20 protein-coding genes and 1 riboswitch are annotated in these 17,689 nt (G+C 32.4%); of the genes, 6 read left to right on the forward strand and 14 right to left on the reverse strand.

Annotation, left to right across the window (positions count from 1 at the left end):
- Positions 1–2: 2 nt before the first annotated feature.
- From D6T69_RS15290 to D6T69_RS15335, 10 genes are all read right to left on the reverse strand, one after another.
- Complete coding sequence (locus D6T69_RS15290; RefSeq protein WP_125068893.1) at positions 3–251, reverse strand: hypothetical protein; 249 nt, start codon at positions 249–251, stop codon at positions 3–5.
- Positions 252–578 carry a nucleotide pyrophosphohydrolase gene (locus D6T69_RS15295; protein WP_073182681.1) on the reverse strand — a complete coding sequence of 109 codons (327 nt, stop codon included), beginning with the start codon at positions 576–578 and terminating at the stop codon, positions 252–254. It lies immediately after the preceding gene.
- A gap of 47 nt (positions 579–625) precedes the next feature.
- Positions 626–1,003 (reverse strand): VOC family protein, encoded by a 378-nt coding sequence (locus D6T69_RS15300; protein WP_125068895.1) that lies wholly within the window; start codon positions 1,001–1,003, stop codon positions 626–628.
- Positions 1,000–2,211: an MDR family MFS transporter gene (locus D6T69_RS15305; protein ID WP_125068897.1), complete on the reverse strand. Its 1,212-nt coding sequence runs from the start codon at positions 2,209–2,211 to the stop codon at positions 1,000–1,002. The genes D6T69_RS15300 and D6T69_RS15305 overlap by 4 nt, the downstream gene beginning before the upstream one ends.
- Before the next feature lie 238 nt (positions 2,212–2,449).
- On the reverse strand, positions 2,450–3,199 hold the full coding sequence (locus D6T69_RS15310; protein ID WP_125068899.1) for a cyclase family protein: 750 nt from the start codon (positions 3,197–3,199) through the stop codon (positions 2,450–2,452).
- A 12-nt stretch (positions 3,200–3,211) separates the two neighbouring features.
- The gene (hemW, locus tag D6T69_RS15315) at positions 3,212–4,336 is read right to left on the reverse strand and encodes a radical SAM family heme chaperone HemW (RefSeq protein WP_125068901.1); all 1,125 of its coding nucleotides are present in this window, start codon (positions 4,334–4,336) and stop codon (positions 3,212–3,214) included.
- A gap of 1 nt (position 4,337) precedes the next feature.
- Positions 4,338–4,889, reverse strand: coding sequence for a crossover junction endodeoxyribonuclease RuvC (gene ruvC / locus D6T69_RS15320; protein WP_125068903.1), 552 nt, complete (start codon positions 4,887–4,889; stop codon positions 4,338–4,340).
- A gap of 8 nt (positions 4,890–4,897) precedes the next feature.
- Positions 4,898–6,520 (reverse strand): adenine deaminase, encoded by a 1,623-nt coding sequence (ade, locus tag D6T69_RS15325; protein ID WP_125068905.1) that lies wholly within the window; start codon positions 6,518–6,520, stop codon positions 4,898–4,900.
- Between the two features lie 90 nt (positions 6,521–6,610).
- Complete coding sequence (gene pckA / locus D6T69_RS15330; protein WP_125068907.1) at positions 6,611–8,203, reverse strand: phosphoenolpyruvate carboxykinase (ATP); 1,593 nt, start codon at positions 8,201–8,203, stop codon at positions 6,611–6,613.
- Positions 8,204–8,289: 86 nt separating this feature from the next.
- Positions 8,290–8,670 carry a DUF423 domain-containing protein gene (locus D6T69_RS15335; protein WP_125068909.1) on the reverse strand — a complete coding sequence of 127 codons (381 nt, stop codon included), beginning with the start codon at positions 8,668–8,670 and terminating at the stop codon, positions 8,290–8,292.
- Between the two features lie 80 nt (positions 8,671–8,750).
- Here D6T69_RS15335 and D6T69_RS15340 point away from each other — a divergent pair, with 80 nt between their 5' ends.
- The 5 genes from D6T69_RS15340 (at position 8,751) to D6T69_RS15360 (ending at position 13,909) form a co-directional block, all read left to right on the forward strand.
- Positions 8,751–10,121: a saccharopine dehydrogenase family protein gene (locus D6T69_RS15340; RefSeq protein WP_125068911.1), complete on the forward strand. Its 1,371-nt coding sequence runs from the start codon at positions 8,751–8,753 to the stop codon at positions 10,119–10,121.
- 113 nt (positions 10,122–10,234) lie between these two features.
- Positions 10,235–10,804, forward strand: coding sequence for a Crp/Fnr family transcriptional regulator (locus tag D6T69_RS15345; protein ID WP_125068913.1), 570 nt, complete (start codon positions 10,235–10,237; stop codon positions 10,802–10,804).
- Positions 10,805–10,886: 82 nt separating this feature from the next.
- A complete protein-coding gene (locus D6T69_RS15350; protein ID WP_125068915.1) occupies positions 10,887–12,161 on the forward strand; it encodes an NAD(P)/FAD-dependent oxidoreductase in 1,275 nt (424 codons plus the stop codon).
- 7 nt (positions 12,162–12,168) lie between these two features.
- Positions 12,169–12,924 (forward strand): DJ-1/PfpI family protein, encoded by a 756-nt coding sequence (locus D6T69_RS15355; RefSeq protein WP_125068917.1) that lies wholly within the window; start codon positions 12,169–12,171, stop codon positions 12,922–12,924.
- A gap of 111 nt (positions 12,925–13,035) precedes the next feature.
- Positions 13,036–13,222: riboswitch (cobalamin riboswitch) on the forward strand.
- 261 nt (positions 13,223–13,483) lie between these two features.
- A complete protein-coding gene (locus D6T69_RS15360) occupies positions 13,484–13,909 on the forward strand; it encodes an acyl-CoA thioesterase (protein ID WP_125068919.1) in 426 nt (141 codons plus the stop codon).
- Positions 13,910–13,949: 40 nt separating this feature from the next.
- Here D6T69_RS15360 and D6T69_RS15365 read toward each other — a convergent pair whose 3' ends face one another.
- The 4 genes from D6T69_RS15365 to D6T69_RS15380 form a co-directional block, all read right to left on the reverse strand.
- A complete protein-coding gene (locus D6T69_RS15365) occupies positions 13,950–14,669 on the reverse strand; it encodes a tRNA1(Val) (adenine(37)-N6)-methyltransferase (protein ID WP_125068921.1) in 720 nt (239 codons plus the stop codon).
- A gap of 217 nt (positions 14,670–14,886) precedes the next feature.
- Positions 14,887–15,546, reverse strand: a complete 660-nt coding sequence (gene mnmD, locus D6T69_RS15370; RefSeq protein ID WP_125068923.1) for a tRNA (5-methylaminomethyl-2-thiouridine)(34)-methyltransferase MnmD — start codon at positions 15,544–15,546, stop codon at positions 14,887–14,889.
- A gap of 7 nt (positions 15,547–15,553) precedes the next feature.
- Positions 15,554–15,973, reverse strand: a complete 420-nt coding sequence (locus tag D6T69_RS15375) for a hypothetical protein (protein WP_125068925.1) — start codon at positions 15,971–15,973, stop codon at positions 15,554–15,556.
- The gene (locus tag D6T69_RS15380; RefSeq protein WP_125068927.1) at positions 15,973–16,485 is read right to left on the reverse strand and encodes a DUF4920 domain-containing protein; all 513 of its coding nucleotides are present in this window, start codon (positions 16,483–16,485) and stop codon (positions 15,973–15,975) included. The genes D6T69_RS15375 and D6T69_RS15380 overlap by 1 nt, the downstream gene beginning before the upstream one ends.
- Positions 16,486–16,605: 120 nt before the next feature.
- On the opposite strand from D6T69_RS15380, the gene D6T69_RS15385 reads away from it, so the two are divergent.
- The gene (locus D6T69_RS15385) at positions 16,606–17,655 is read left to right on the forward strand and encodes a branched-chain amino acid aminotransferase (RefSeq protein WP_125068929.1); all 1,050 of its coding nucleotides are present in this window, start codon (positions 16,606–16,608) and stop codon (positions 17,653–17,655) included.
- Positions 17,656–17,689: the final 34 nt, after the last annotated feature.

The raw sequence follows: 17,689 nt of genomic DNA on the forward strand, positions 1-17,689 counted from the left end.
AACTACTTCGTTTTTTTATTTACAATGTATATACTATAAATAAGTGTGATTACTATCTTACTCAACCAAAAACGAATCCACTGTTTGTTTGCGAAGTGTACATTGTATACAGTTTCAAAGTCTCCTGAAAAAATAGCTCCTCCTGTTTTAAAAAATAGAGAAAATACAGCTACTATTATTAAAAATGGAGTTCCTACTTTTAAAACATTAATCCAAAAACTTCCTTTTTGTATATTATTTATGAGACTCATTTATTGTAGTTTTTTGTTATTGTGATGACGATCGTGATCTCTTTTAGTTTTAATATCTAGCTTCTTATCAAAGGCTTCTTGTAAGTTTACGCCTGTTTGGTTTGCCAAACACAACACAACAAACATTACATCGGCCAATTCTTCCCCTAAATCTTTGTTTTTATCACTTTCTTTTTCACTTTGTTCTCCATAACGACGCGCAATAATTCGAGCTACTTCTCCAACTTCTTCTGTTAGTTGCGCCATATTTGTTAACTCGTTAAAGTAACGAACTCCGTGATTTTTAATCCAATCATCTACTTGTTTTTGTGCGTCTTGTATATTCATGTTCTCTGCTTTCTTATTAAACATTCAAAGATAAAAACTTCTATTTCTTAATTGATTCGCCAAGGCGGATTTTTTCTATGCTCTCCTGCTTTAAACAGAATTAATTTATTACCATCTGGATCTAACAAATGGGCTTCTCTCCATAACCATGTTTGATCTTTGGGTAATTGGGTGAATTGAATTCCTTTTTCTTGTAATTTTTCTACTAACACATCTAAATTCTCATCTTCAAAATACAATGTAATTCCTTCTCCTTTAGGTAAACTCTCTACTTGATGAATTGAGAAAGTTGCATCTCCATCTGGCACTTCAAACCGGACATATCTAGGACTTGCATCTACAATAAGATGCAAGCCTAGTTTTTTATAAAATACAACAGATGCATATACATCTATAGACGGAATTGTTACTTGATTTAAATTCATGCTATTACTTTTTCTCTTTTAACAATTCGTACTAACATTAATAAAAATAACACTCCTATTCCCGATAATACAATCATAAAATTCCATGTGTTATCAAACCCAATATTATCAATTAATTGCATTCCTGAATTGTGTCCAAATATGTGTGACATAGAAAATGCAATACTATAATATGCCATGTATTCTCCTTGGTTTCCTTTTTTTGCACGTTCCATTACGAAGGCATTTGAAAAAGGAAATGCGATCATCTCTCCTATGGTCATAAATAACATCCCTACAATTAAAATTCCTACCCAACCGGTTAAGTTAATTACAACAAAACTTAATCCTGTTAATAATAAACCAAAAAACATTAAAAATTCTTTGGTATACTTACTTTCTTCTAACCATTTAATAAGAGGCATTTCTAATAAGAAGATAAAGAATCCATTAAGCCCCATTAATAAGCCTATTTCTAACTCAGTTAAATGATGAACATCTTTGTAATATAAAGGCATTGTTGAGAAGTATTGTAAGAAAATAAATCCGAAAATGAACATCCCTACAAAGAACACCCAAAAAGCTTTATCTGAAAATACCGATTGTGGATTTTCTACTTTTATTTCATCTAAAACTTTTGCTTTCTTAGGGTTTAATACATTCACTAATAAAACAGTAGCTAAAATACAAGTCACTCCATCTACCCAAAACAGCCCACTATAATCCAACGAGGTTATAATTAATCCACCTACTGCAGGACCTGCTGAGAAACCTAAGTTAATTGCTAAACGAATTAGCGTTACCGAACGTGTTTTATTTTCTGGTTTACTATATGTGCTTAATGCAACAAACATAGCTGGTCTAAACGTATCTGCTACTAACATTACTAAGAAAATACCAATACAAAAACCTGCAAAAGTATTTACAAATTGTAAGGCTATAAAAAGTAACCCCGTCAAAAACAAGCTAGTCTTCATTACTTTATAAAAACCTATTTTATCGGTTAACTTACCTCCTAACCAAGATCCTAATACAGACCCTAACCCAAAACAAGTCATAATCCACCCTACATCTTTTAAAGTAAACTGTAGGCTCTTAGTTAGGTACAATGATAAAAACGGAATCACCATGGTTCCTGCTCTGTTTATCAGAGTTATTAATGAAAGCCACCAAACTTCGTTTGAGAGCCCTTTAAAGGTGTTTAAATAGTTAAAGTATAGTTTTTTCATATGGTTAAAGTTTGGTTATTATTACTAGTTATAAAAGTAAAAAGTCCGACTTTTCAGTCGGACTTTTTGTAATCATTATATTTTATATAAACATAGTTATAATACATACATCGCCCGATCGTTTCTGTGTCTTACCACAGTCGATTTACATTGCTTATATGTATTAAAAATTGTCATTATTATTTCTTGATTGAGCTGTAAAACTAGTAAAAAAATAAATACACCAACAAAAAAAGTTTTAAATAATTTCGTAAAGTGTAGGTTTACTGGGTGTAGCGTCGTTTTCAAATGGCGCTACCATCAAGTTTAAAAAGTAGGTTCCATCCTTTATTTTATTGGATACATATATAAACTCTGTTATCGTTGCCTGCATTCTAATTTCTCCTTGTGTATTCCAAAAAGCATTATGTGCTAACAATTTTCCTTCGTCTTTTTCTTTGTCTACCGATGGTAAATCAATTAGTAAATGTTCTATTCCTTTTTCTTTTAAGTATATAGCACCCTCTTCTAACAAATAGGTTGGATTTGTATTTGAATACCGCATCGATTTTTTGTCTGAAAGGTTTGGTAAGGTTCTGATTACAATTGCATCGCGCTTTTTGTTTCCTAAAACATTTTGTAATTGTTTTTTTGAAATTACAAAGTCCTTATTTTTTAACTGTTCTGGAGCAATAGTCACTACTTCAGCTAAGAAGAAAAATTTTGATAGCTCTTTGTTTACTGAATAAACTTCTTCTGTAATATGCCCCACACATTCGGTATGTGTAATATGTGAGTGAGGATTAAACTGGATATTATTAAAGTTTACATCTGCTCCTTGTTGTACACTTCCTATCCAATTCCCATCAGAAACAGGGAAAATTTTAGGATCATCTAAATACCAAGCATTTACATTTTCTTTTGAGGTATCAATAGCTATTGAAATGTCTTGTGGTTTTGATAAATCTATTTTGTACTTTCTTGAGTTATATTCAATTGTTGCGATCATACTCAAATATACTTAAATAATAAATAATTCAGAAGCTAATCCATCTGCTAAGAACTTTCCTTTTTCTGTAGTCTTCAAAACTTCATTTGTAATGACTAGTAGCCCTTGCTGGATAAATTTCTTAGCATTTTTAAGGAGGTTTTTTCTAAACTCTTCCCCGAAATCCTCCTCAATTTTCTCTAACGACACTCCCCAAATGGTTCTTAATCCTGTCATTAAATATTCATTAAACTGATCTTTCTTAGTGAGTTTTTCTTCTTCTAAAGGGAGTTTTCCTTCTTGAATTGCTTTTATATATTTTGCATTGTTAGCTACATTCCAACTACGGTGTGTTTTATTAAACGAGTGTGCTGATGGACCAATGCCTATATATTTTTTCCCTAGCCAGTAACTTGTATTGTGTTTTGAAAAATAATTTGGTTTTCCAAAATTGGAAATTTCGTAATGTACAAATCCGTTTTTAGTGGTTTCTGCTACCAAAACATCAAAATGTTCTTTGGCTACTGTTTCGTCAACATCAGGATATTTTCCTTGCTTGATAAATGAATCTAATGCTGTTTTAGGTTCTACCGTTAACGCATATGATGAAATATGATTGATTCCGAAATCAAAAGCAATTTGCAAATTTTCTCTCCAACGTTCATTACTCATATTCGGAACTCCGTAAATCAAATCAATAGTAATATTATCAAAGTAGCGTGTCGCGACAGACAAGCAGTTTTTTGCTTCTTGTGCATTATGAGCTCGATTCATCAATTGTAAATCTTCTTCAAAAAAAGATTGTATTCCTATGCTTAAGCGATTAACAGGGGTTTTAGATAATTCAATTATTTTTTCTTCTGATAAATCATCTGGGTTCGCTTCTAAGGTAATTTCTGGGTTGGCTATTACTACATAGTTTTGATAAATAGTATCTATTAACAACCTCAATTCTTCAAATGACAACAAACTTGGGGTTCCTCCTCCAAAATAAATCGTTTCTATTTCTTCATTTTGTAACTCTTCCTTTCGCAATTCTAGCTCTTTCACCAAGCAAGAAACTAACTCCTCTTTCTTTTTTAATGAAGTAGAAAAGTGAAAATCGCAATAATAACATGCTTGCTTACAAAATGGGATATGTAGATAAATTCCTGCCAAATTATTTCACTTTTCCTGGATTCTGCTTTACAAACGCTGCCCAACCTGTATAGTTCTTACCTCCTACTTTTGTTCCTGAATTATAAAAATGACACACCGCAGCTGCTAAACCATCCGTTGCATCTAAGTTTTTAGGTAGCACTTTTAAATTCAATAACGATTTTAACATTAAGGCTACCTGTTCTTTACTTGAAGTTCCTTTTCCTGTAATGGCCATTTTTATTTTCTTAGGTGCGTACTCCGTTACTGGTATTTGTCTTGACAATCCTGCTGCCATGGCCACTCCTTGTGCGCGTCCTAATTTCAACATAGATTGTACATTCTTCCCATAAAAAGGAGCTTCCAACGCTATTTCATCTGGATTGTAAGTATCAATCAATTCAATGGTTCGTTCAAAAATAATTTTGAGTTTTAAATAATGATCGTCATATTTTTTTAAGAGCAATTCATTCATTTGAACAAATTCCATCTTTTTACCTACTACCTTTATAATTCCAAATCCCATAATGGAAGTTCCTGGGTCAATCCCTAATATAATTTTTTCTGTCTTCAAACTCTCGTTTATTTAACTTCTAAAGAAGTAAATTTAAATGTGTTCCCATCAAACAAGCCTTTGTCTGATAGTTTTAAGGATGGAATTACCAACAATGCCATAAAAGATAAGGTCATATACGGAGCTCGTAATTTACTACCTAATTGTTTTGCCATCACATCCAATTCTGCATAGGCTTTTCCTATTTCAACTGCTGGTTTATCTGACATGATTCCTGCAACGGGAAGCGGAACTACTTTTTCTTCAGAAGATGTTACAGCGCAAACGCCTCCTTTATTTTCAATCAATAAATTTACCGCCTTACAAATCAATTCATCCGATACTCCTACAGCAATAATATTATGAGAATCATGTCCTACAGAACTCGCTATCGCCCCTTCTTTTAATCCAAAGTTTTTGATAAACGCAATCGAAGGTTCTGCATTTTGATAACGATTTACTACCGTCATTTTTAGCACATCGTTTGCTACATCAGAAACTAAATTTCCTTCTTTTATCAACGAATCAGCTTCAATCTCATTCGTCATCAATTCTCCGTCTAGAGCTTCTATCACTCGAAGCTTTTCAGATGCTGAATGGAACTCAAAATCAGCAACATTTTTTTTATCAGTGTCAAAATTATTCAACACTTCAAAATCTACATGCTCTACAAATGATTTTCCTTTCTCAGCTACTAATTCACCATTAATATACGTTTGTAGTACTTCAAACTTTTGTAAGTCTTTCACCACAATAAAATCAGCATCATCTCCTTCGTTTAAAGTCCCAACATCCAAATTGTAATGCTCTACCGGATTTATACAGGCAGCTTGCAATACTTTAAAAACATCTATTTCTTTCGCTACTGCGTGCTCACATAATTGGTTGATATGTCCTAATAACAAATCATCTGGATGCTTATCATCAGAACAGAACATCATATTCTCATAATGCTCAGGTAGTAAATCAATTAATGCTTCAAAGTTTTTTGCAGCACTTCCTTCACGGATAATAACTTTCATCCCTTTTTCTAACTTCTCCAATCCTTCTTCATAGGTAAAGCATTCGTGGTCGGTATAAATTCCTGCCGCTATGTATTTATCTAAATCTTCACCTCTTAGTCCAGGTGCATGACCATCTACTGGTTTGTTGTAATGTTTTGCCCAAGCGATTTTTTTCAACACTTCTTCATCTTGATAAATAACTCCCGGGTAATTCATCATTTCTGCTAAATATTTGATATCAGGATTCTCCATCATCTTTTTGATTTCTTCTGAATCAATTACTGCTCCTGCACTTTCAAAAGAAGTCGCTGGTACACAAGACGGCGCTCCAAAATTGAATTTTAACGGAACTTTTTTTCCGTTTTCAATCATGAAATTCACACCTTTAACCCCTAATACATTGGCTATTTCATGTGGATCAGATACTGTTGCTACCGTACCATGTGTTACTGCTATTTTAGCAAACTCTGATGGTACTAACATTGAACTTTCAATATGGATATGTGCATCAATAAATCCAGGTAAAATATAGTTTTCTACAGCATTTTCTACTTCTCTAATCTGTATAATCTTTCCTTCTTTAACCTCAACTTCTCCTTTAAAGATTCGTTTATTTTGTATGTCGACTATATTTCCCTGTACAATCATGCTAAAATTTATTTATTGCTAAAATACTGAGTATTTTTCACAAAAAAAGCATCCATAGTGGATGCTTTCTTAGTATTTATGTTTTAAAGGTTACGCTATTGGTCCTCCTTTAATAATTTCCTCACTTGCCATTTCTTCAAACTGAGCAAAGTTCTTTCTAAATGAATTCGCTAATTCCATAGCTTTTGCATCATAAGCATCTTTGTCTGCCCATGTTTGCTTTGGATTTAATACTTCATCAGGAACATTTTCACAAGTAGTTGGCATTGATAATCCAAAAATTGGGTGTTGTACAAATTCAACATTTTCTAAATTACCTTCTAAAGCTTCTGTAATCATAGCACGAGTGTACTTTAATTTCATTCTGCTACCAGTACCGTAAGCACCACCTGTCCATCCAGTATTAATTAACCAAACGTTTACACCTGCTTCTTGCATTTTCTTACTTAACATTTCAGCGTAACGTGTTGGGTGTAATGGCATAAATGGAGCTCCAAAACAAGCTGAGAAACTTGGTAATGGTTCGTTAATTCCTGCCTCTGTACCTGCTACTTTTGCTGTGTATCCAGAAATAAAGTGATATGCTGCCTGCCCTGGTGTTAATTTAGAGATTGGAGGCAATACTCCAAAAGCATCTGCTGTTAAGAAGAAGATATTCTTTGGGTTTGCACCTTTTGAAGGTGTTTGAATATTTTCAATGTGATAAATAGGGTAACTTACACGTGTATTTTGTGTAATTGATGTATCTGCAAAATCTACATTTCCTTTATCGTCCATTACAATATTTTCAAGGATTGCTCCTCTTTTAATTGCTCCGTAAATCTCTGGTTCTTTCTCTTGAGATAAGTCGATTACTTTTGCATAACATCCTCCTTCAAAGTTGAAGATAGTGTTTTCAGCAGTCCAACCATGCTCATCATCACCAATCAAACTACGATTTGGATCGGTAGATAAGGTAGTTTTACCTGTTCCTGATAATCCAAAGAAAATAGCAGTATCCCCCTCTTTACCAACGTTTGCAGAACAGTGCATTGGTAATGTGTTTTTAAATACTGGTAAAATAAAGTTCAACGCAGAGAAAATACCTTTTTTAATTTCTCCTGTGTATCCAGTACCACCAATTAATGCTACTTTTCTAGTAAAGTTTAAGATAGCAAAGTTGTGTTGGCGCGTTCCATCTACCTCAGGATCTGCCATAAAACCAGGAGCGTTTACTACTGTCCACTCTGGAGAAAAGTTTTTTAACTCCTCAGCTGTAGGACGTAAAAACATGTTGTATGCAAACATGTTACTCCATGGATATTCGTTTACAACACGAATATTTAGTTTGTAATCTTCATCTGCACATGCATAACTATCACGTACAAATACCTCTTTATTTGATAAATAGTTTGTTACTTTATCGTATAGCTTGTCAAATTTTTCTGAATCGAAAGGAATATTAATATCTCCCCACCAAACTTGGTCTTTAGTTATATCGTCTTTAACAATAAAACGATCCATTGGAGAACGACCTGTGAACTCACCTGTTTTAACAGCTAATGCTCCAAAACTGGTTTCTACTCCTTGTTCTTTTTCAATAGTGATGTCGTGTAACTCGTCTGAAGTTAATTGATAACGAACCGTAGCGTCTTTTATGCCTAAGTTATCTAACGATATCGTTTTCGTATCAAGATTTGTCATCTTAAAAGATTTTAGTTGTGTTTAATTTTGGACAAAAATAGTTCTTTTTGATTAAAAAGATGAATCATACAAAGATTTTATCAACTTTAACTTTTAATAACTTTTTTAAAAAAACTATATGTTAATAGACTCCAACCCACTATTAATAGTATTCCTCCTAATGGTGTTATAAACCAAATTGCTTTTGCAGGAACATTCGCTAGATGGATTAGATAAATTGATCCTGAAAACAATAAAATTCCAGCTATTAAAAAATAGCTAATCTTGTTCTTTTCTTTGTTAGTAAACTCAGTAAACATGTTTACAAAAAGTAATAAAAACACATGAAAAAACTGATAACGTACAGCTGTTTCAAAACTATCTAAAGCTTCTGGTGTTAATCTTGTTTTTAAAGCATGAGCTCCAAAAGCTCCTAAAATAACAGCAATCACTCCTAAACCCCCTGTCGTTGTTAAATTTTTATACATTTTTATAGTTTTTGTTTAAATTTAAACTTTTTTAGCGATATTGTCGCCTCAAAATTTATTGATAACAAAAATACATTATAATGAGAAATATATTGATAATTGGTGCTGGTAGATCAAGCTCTTCACTTATAAAATATTTATTAGATAAATCTTCACAAGAAAACCTACATATTACTATTGGTGATGTTTCATTAGAAAGCGCTCAATCTAAAGTTAACAATCATTCAAATGCTACAGCAATACAGTTAGATGTTTTTAACGCCGAGGAACGCTCACAAGCAATTCAAAAAGCTGACATTGTTATCTCAATGTTACCTGCTCGTTTTCATATTGAAGTAGCTAAAGATTGTATTACTTACGGAAAGCACATGGTTACCGCCTCATATATTTCTGATGAAATGAAAGCGTTAGATAAAGAAGCTAAAGCTAAAGGCTTAGTATTTATGAACGAAATTGGTTTGGATCCAGGAATCGATCACATGAGTGCTATGCAAGTTATTGATCGTATAAAGGAACAGGGAGGCAAAATGCTATTATTTGAATCTTTTTGTGGCGGATTGGTAGCACCTGAAAGTGATACTAATTTATGGAATTATAAATTTACTTGGAACCCAAGAAATGTAGTATTAGCTGGTCAAGGTGGAGCTTCAATGTTTATTCAAGAAGGAACCTATAAGTATATTCCGTATCAAAAACTGTTTAGACGAACTGAATTTTTAACCATTAATGGTAGTGGAAAATTTGAAGCGTATGCTAACCGTGATTCTTTAAAATATAGAAGTATTTATGGTTTAGAAGATATTAAAACCATGTACAGAGGAACAATTCGTAAAGTTGGATTTTCTCGTGCTTGGAATGTATTTGTTCAATTGGGAATGACTGATGATACTTATACTATTGAAGATTCTGAAAACATGAGCTATCGTGATTTTACAAATCTTTTCTTAGCCTATTCTCCTTCAGATTCTGTTGAATTAAAATTCCGTTCATATGCAAAGATTGATCAAGATGATTTAATGTGGGATAAATTTGTAGAGTTAGACATCTTCAATCCGAATAAAAAAGTAGGGTTGAAAAACGCAACTCCAGCTGAAATTTTACAAAAAATATTGATGGATTCTTGGACTCTTGAAGCTGAAGATAAAGATATGATTGTAATGCACCATATTTTTGGATACCAATACAAAGAAGACAAGTACCAAATTGAAAGTAGTATGGTGATTAAAGGTGATGACCAAACTTATACTGCAATGGCTAAAACTGTTGGTTTACCTGTAGCCATGGCTACGGTACGTATTTTAAATGGTGATATTACTACTCCTGGTGTACAATTACCAATCAACAAAGAAGTATACGAACCAATTTTAAAAGAGTTGGAAGATTACGGAATTAATTTTGTTGAAAAAGAAGTGCCTTATTTAGGATATAACCCTGAGAGTATAAAGGGATAAAAATTTTCAAATAACAAATAAAAAGGCACCTAAACAAGGGTGCCTTTTCTTTTTTAGTTAAAAAGAACTAATTATAAAGTTAGTATTTTTACATTTCAATACTACACTAACAAATGGCTAAAAGTATTTTAATAGAACATATTAAAGGTTACACTTCTTTTTCAGAAAAAGAACTAACTGAAATACTTTCTTTTTTTAACTGTCAGTCCTATAAAAAAAAAGAAGTTTTATTATCTACAAATAAACGTTGTGATAAACTGTTTTTTGTTGCTAAAGGCTGTTTACAATTATATTTTATTGATAATTTAGGCTACAAAAAAACAACACAGTTTGCTCTAGAGAATTGGTGGTTAACTGACTTTTTAGCTTTTCAAAACCAAAAACGTTCTAACTTTACTATAGAGACAGTTGAAAACTCTATAGTTTTATCAATCTCTTCCTCAAAATATACTGAGTTATTAAATCAATTTCCTTTATTAGAAAAATACTTCCGAAATATTTATGAAACCGCTTACGGAGCTGCTTTAATGCGTTTAAAATACATAAACAGCTATTCTAAAGAAGAAATGTTTTTTAGATTTAGAGAAGACTTTCCTGAGTTTGTGCAACGAGTACCCCAATATTTATTAGCAAGCTTCTTAGGGTTAACTCCTGAATATTTAAGTGAAATTAAAAGAAAATAACATTTCTTAAGCTAGTTTATTTTTTACTGAAATCTTCTTAACTACCTTTGTACTTATATTAATTTAAGGGCATAATAGCATTATGAAAAATATGAAAAAAATTGTCGTTGTTGGCGGCGGTTTTGCTGGATTAGAACTTATAAAAGGATTAGGAAATTCAGAAAATTATCAGATAATTCTAGTAGATAGTAACAACTACAATTTCTTTCCTCCTTTAATCTACCAAGTATCCACAGGCTTTATGGAACCATCTGCCATTAGCTATCCATTCAGAAAAATTTTAAGAAAATTTAAAAACGCCCGTTTTCGACTCGGCACTCTTGAAAAAGTTGTCCCAGAAGAAAACAAAATTGTAGTAAGTAATGGAGATATAGAATATGACATTTTAGTAATGGCTACCGGTACAGAAACTAATTTTTTTGGAAATAAAAGCATTCAAAAGTATAGTTTACCAATGAAAACTATTAGTGATGCCTTATCTCTTAGAAATGTTATTTTAACTCGATTTGACCGTGCTACTAGAATCCAGAATCCAGAAGAAAGGAAAAAGTGTTTAACTTTTGTGATCGCTGGTGCGGGTCCTACTGGTGTTGAACTTTCAGGAATTTTATCTGAAATTAAAACTTCAATTATCATAAAAGATTATCCAGAGTTAGATAAAAATGATTTTGGAGAAATACACCTTATCGATGGTCAAAGTTCTGTATTAGCTCCTATGTCAAAAAAAGCGCAAGAATACACTTCTCAAAAGCTAAGTGAACTCGGAGTTACTCTGACTATGAACACAATGGTTAACGACTTTGATGGTGAAACGGTATACTTATCAAACGGAGAAAAAATAGAAACCAAAAACCTTATTTGGGCAGCTGGTGTATCTGCAAAAACATTTGATGGTTTTTCAAAAGAAAGTTTTGGCCCTGGTAGAAGATTAAAAACAAATCAGTTTAACCTAGTGCATTCATATGATAATATTTATGCTTTGGGTGACTGTGCCTTAGTTTTAGGAGATGAAAACTACCCTAACGGACATCCACAATTAGCACAACCAGCATTACAGCAGGCAAAAAACTTGGCTAAAAACCTTGACAGAAAACATGGTAATTGGAAGACTTTTCAATACAACGACAAAGGCTCGTTAGCTATTATTGGAAGAAATAAGGCTGTACTTGATTTTCCTGGACAAAAACAATCTTTAAAAGGTTTTGTCGCTTGGTTAATTTGGATTTTTGTACATATTATGGGGCTTGTTAACTTCAAAAATAAAGTAAGAACTTTATACAACTGGTTAGGCTATTACATATATAAAGACCAATATTTTAGAATGATTATTAAACCTACTCAAAGAGATACTAAATAAAATACGCATGAAAAATTTAAGCATTGTAGTAATACTACTTTTTACAATTATTACTGTTAGTTGTAATTCAGAAAAATCGAAAACCAATAAAAAAACAGAAGAAGTTGAACAAGTTATATCTCCATCTGACACACTAACTAAACACCTAAAGCCATTTAATCCTGATTTACCAACTATTGGACTTTTAATGTTTAATGGGGTTTTACAAGGAGAAGTTATAGCAACATCAGATGTTTTTGGAAAACCAAACAAAGATGGCAAACAACTTTTTAATGTAATAGCTATTGCTGAAACAGCTAAACCCATTACTACTGAAGAAGGAATGCATTTTGTTCCTGACTATACTTTTGAAAACTGCCCTAAACTAACAGCTTTGTTTGTACCAAGTGCATACGACATGTACGCACAAGTACACAATAATAAAGTTGTAGATTTTATAAAAACAAAAAATCAAGAAACCCAATACACTGTTAGTAATTGTGCTGGAGCTAATTTAATTGGTAAATCTGGCATAGCAGATGGTCATAAAATTGTAACATGGATTGGCGGCGGTGAGCAACTACAAAAAGACTATCCAAATTTAAAAGTGCAAAACGACAGCGTAGTGACTTTTATTAAGGATGGTAAGTTTTTATCTTCAAACGGAAATTTAGCTAGTTATATTTCAGCGTTAGAACTTCTCGAAATTATGACAAATACAGAACATAGAAAATTTGTTGAAAGCTATCTATACTTGGACCAACTTAAAAACTGGAAAAAATAAACATTAGTTATAAATTTTCTTTTTCAAAATGAAGCATCAATTTATTGATGCTTTTTTTATTACCAGTTCTAAAAAAATAATACATACATTTACCCCGATAAGTTCTTTACATACTTCATCAACCGGAAAGGTTTTACTTAGCTGTAGATTAATAGGGAATCGTGTGCAAATCACGAACTGTCGCGCAACTGTAAGTAACACACCAAAAGTTTTTATCCTAGTATATCCACTGCCAAAAGCGGGAAGGATGATAAAAGCTGTTATAAGTCAGGAGACCTGCCTATTCGGATATTGACAATGCTTTCGCGATTTGAAGCTTTTGGGTCATACCGATGATATATTTTTAACGCACACTTTCTTCTATGAAATGCTGTGCCTTTTTGGTATGTCATTATTTCTCCTCAAACATCTTATCGTTTTTTAGCATTGCGAAGCATCTAAAAGAACTTTTGAAATTAATATTTAATTATAAAAGTTTAAAGAGCGTAGTAATTCTATTTCTTTATATCTAGATATAAATGAAAAAGCAGCTACCTCAATCACCTAACATTTATTAAAAATGACCACAGAAGAAAAAATAGCAAATTCGGAAACACGTATTTTCAAAGCTGTATTTCCAAATACAACCAATCACTATGACACCCTTTTTGGAGGAACTGCCATGCAATTAATGGATGAAGTTGCTTTTATTACTGCAACACGATTCTGTAGGCAAAAAGTTGTAACCGTAAATAGTGATAAAATTGATTTTAAAAAGCCTATCCCTGCTGGAACTATTATTGAATTAGTAGGAAAAGTAAGTTATATAGGTAACAAAAGTTTAAAAGTCACCGTTAAAATTTTTACTGAACAGATGTACTCTCATCACAGAGAAAAAGCCATTGAAGGTGAATTTACATTTGTTGCTATTGATGAAAACAAAAATCCTATTGCTGTCATAAAAACTGGCACTGAAGAACTACATTCCTCACAAGAACATAACTAAAAACTAAACAGAAATTTTGAAAGTATAACCTCATAAAAGATTACATCTTCAAATAAAAATCTTTAGTGAGATTAATATAGGCATCAGTATACTGGTGCCTTTTTGTTTCTATTATCAACTCTTCTTCTTGGATTGTACTCTCTACAAAAGACAATTCTAATAAACTACGTTTGATTTCAGTAGTAGGAGTTCCTTTTACTCGACAAACTCTGTTTAGGTATAAATTATGCTTTTTAGCTAGTTCTATAAAGCTTTCTTCTTCTTTGAATGGTATAATGGTTGAAAACCTTCCGTTTTCGGACAATATTTCACTAACTCCCTTTAATAACTCTTCAAAAGACAAAGAACTCGTAAACCGTGCTTTGTTTCGTGCTACATCTTCTGTTTCGTAGTTATCAGTATAAAATGGCGGGTTAGATATAATTATATCATACTCTTCTTCTTCCTCTGCCATTTCTTCTGCAAACTCTACAAAAGAAGCATTGTAACAAAAGAGTCTATCTCCCCAATCAGACTGCTCAAAATTCTCTACAGTTTGTTCATAAGCATCTCCATCTACTTCTACTGCATCAATAGTCATGGCATCGCTTCGTTGCGCTAACATTAATGAAATAACACCTGTACCTGAACCAACATCTAGCATTGTATCTGGATAATCTCCTAAATTACACCATGCACCTAACAATACTGCATCAGTACCAACTTTCATTGCTGTTTTATCTTGATGCACTATAAACTCTTTAAATTTAAATGGTTTCATTTATAAAAATCTTCCAAGAATTTTTTCTGCATTGAAGAACAAATACAACACAATAATTAATAAAATCACTAAGAATAACCCTCTTTTAGGATTTCCTCTTTTTCGGTTACCAAAACGTCTTTTAAATTCCACTTGTTTGTTTTCTAATTTCTACACTAATTACGTAAAATATTACTTCCTAACTTTTGTTCCGAGAAGCATTTAGCTACGCTGAATATTACTCGCCTACTTTCGTAGCTCGTAACATTTCTCTTTTACCTGGAGGCCCAGGTAAACGTTCAACATCAAAACCTACTGCTTGCATTGCTCGTCTTACATTTCCCTTTGCTGAGTAAGTTACCAAGACACCTTCTGATTTTAGCGCAGCAAACATAATTCTAAAAATATCTTCTGTCCACAAGTCAGGTTGTACTCTTGCTCCAAAAGCATCAAAATAAATTAAATCGAAATAATTCTCATCAGTAATTTCAGCAAAAAACTGTTTACGCTTAGTTAATGAAAAATTGGGAGTAATGTTGTGTTTTTCTTCCCAAGAAACTTCGTGAATTTTTTCAAAAAATTCTCTTTTGTCATCGGCGTCCAACTCCGCAACATAATTTAATTTTGCTACTTCTTCTTTAGCTACAGGATATGCCTCTACTCCAACATAATCAATCTCCTTTTTAGCTTCCAATAACGTGATAAAAGAATTAAGTCCTGTACCAAAGCCTATTTCTAGAATAGAAACATTTTTAGCATCAACATACTTCAGTCCATTTCTAATGAATACATGATATGCTTCTTGTATTGCTCCGTGTTTAGAATGATATTGTTCATTCCATTCTGGTAAATGAATGGTTGTAGAACCATCGGACGTTATGATAATTTCTCGTTTTATAACTAAACTATTTAATCAGTAATTTTTTAATTCTTGGTATTGGCCCAGTACAAGTAGTCTTATGACAGGTAATACAACTGTTTACTGCTTGATTAAAATTTTGTTTTAAAGAATCTTTAGAACCAGAATATACTAATTGCATATTTTGAATATACAGTTTAGAAAAAGCTTCAAAACTTGCATTTCTATCTGCTGGGTCTGTTAAAACAGCATTATGAATATTCAGATAGGTTTCTGGAAAGTCACCTATTCGCTCTCCTTCTAAAATTTTATCTTTAATGGTCATATTCCCTTCGTACATAGCATTCATTAAAGCTGCCATTTCAGAAGACTGATACATTATAAGTTCCTCTTTTGGTTGTTTCCTTTCCTCTTTGCAAGAAAAAAGCACCAAAGACACCAATAAAACAATAATTAATTGTTTCATTATTTTTTCATCAACACTCCATCAGCCTCAAAAGCATAAGTGTATTTTGGTTCTGTAATTTTTGCTATTTCTTCTTCTGATTTTCCTGCATCTTTAGCATAATGTTGTAATTCCTCAACAGAAATCTCAGTAACAAAAGCTTTACCGTTTACTACCACTTCTTTATTATCTGCATTTAAAGGCATGAAAAAACCATACTCTTTAAAACGCACCATTGACTCTTGTTCTTCACCTAAATCTAACTTCATCCAACACCCTTTTTTCTTACACACTTCATTTATAGTTGAAGTAAATTTTATATTCAAGGTATCTCCCTTTTTTAAATTTTTAAATTTAGTACGCATTTCTTCAGCAGAAATAGCATCCACATCTGTAATCTCATCTCCAAACGATACATATTCTATCTTTTGTTCTTCAGAGTTATTTACATCAGAAGTTTCATTTTTCTTCTCAACTTTACAAGCAACAATTGCTATACTTAAAACTATAGCAAAAACTAGTAGTCTTTTCATTTTCAAAATTTTAAAATTAACATTCAACAAATATACTTATATTTCCCCAAGCAGGGAGCTAAACTCTAAATATACCGCTAGATTTCGTATCTTCGTGGCACTTCTAAAAACAACAACGCAATGAATATTGATATTGAGCTTATACAAGAGTCAAAAATAGATACAGTAGATTTTAACAACTTAGCTTTTGGTCGCACTTTTACTGACCACATGTTAATCTGTGACTTTGCTGATGGAGAATGGAAAACACCTAAAATTATGCCTTACGGACCTTTATCGTTTGAGCCTTCTGCTAGAGTTTTTCATTATGGTCAGGCTGTTTTTGAAGGAATGAAAGCTTACAAAGATGATAATGATGATGTATTTTTATTCCGTCCAGACGAGAATTTTCATAGAATCAATAAATCTGGTGCTCGTTTAGCAATGCCTCCAGTTCCTGAAAATGTATTTTTTGAAGGATTAAAAAAACTTCTTGAACTAGATAATGCATGGATTAAAAAAGGAATAGGAAACTCATTATACATTCGTCCGTTTATTATTGCTTCTGAAGGAGCTATTGCTGCTTCACCTGCTGAAGAATATAAATTCATAATTATTTGCTCACCTGCTCAATCGTATTACGCTGGTGAAGTTAGAGTTATTTTTGCTGAAGAGTATAGTCGTTCTGCTGATGGTGGTGTTGGTTTTGCTAAAGCGGCTGGTAACTATGCAGCACAATTTTACCCTACTAGTTTAGCTCACAAAGAAGGTTATCAACAAATTATTTGGACTGATGCTAATACTCATGAATATCTAGAAGAAGCTGGTACAATGAACATCTTTTTTAGAATAGGAGATAAACTTGTAACTGCACCAACTAATGACCGTATTTTAGATGGTGTTACTCGTAAATCGATCATTCAACTTGCAAAAGATTATAATATAGACATTGAAGTAAGAAGAGTTTCAGTTGCTGAAATTAAAGAAGCTGCAAGGCAAGGTGAGCTAAAGGAGATCTTTGGTTCTGGTACTGCTGCTGTTATAAATCCTATAAAAGGGTTTAAACACCAAAATGAAGCCTTTGAACTACCTGAAATAAGTGATTCTTATGCTTCTTTCTTTAAAGATAAGCTACTTAACATTCAATATAACAAATTGGAAGACAAGCATAACTGGAGGGTGAAAATTTAATCGTTTCATTAAAAAAAACTATATTAGTAAACAG

The sequence above is a fragment of the Tenacibaculum singaporense genome (genome assembly GCF_003867015.1).
Taxonomy (GTDB): Bacteria; Bacteroidota; Bacteroidia; order Flavobacteriales; family Flavobacteriaceae; genus Polaribacter; species Polaribacter singaporensis.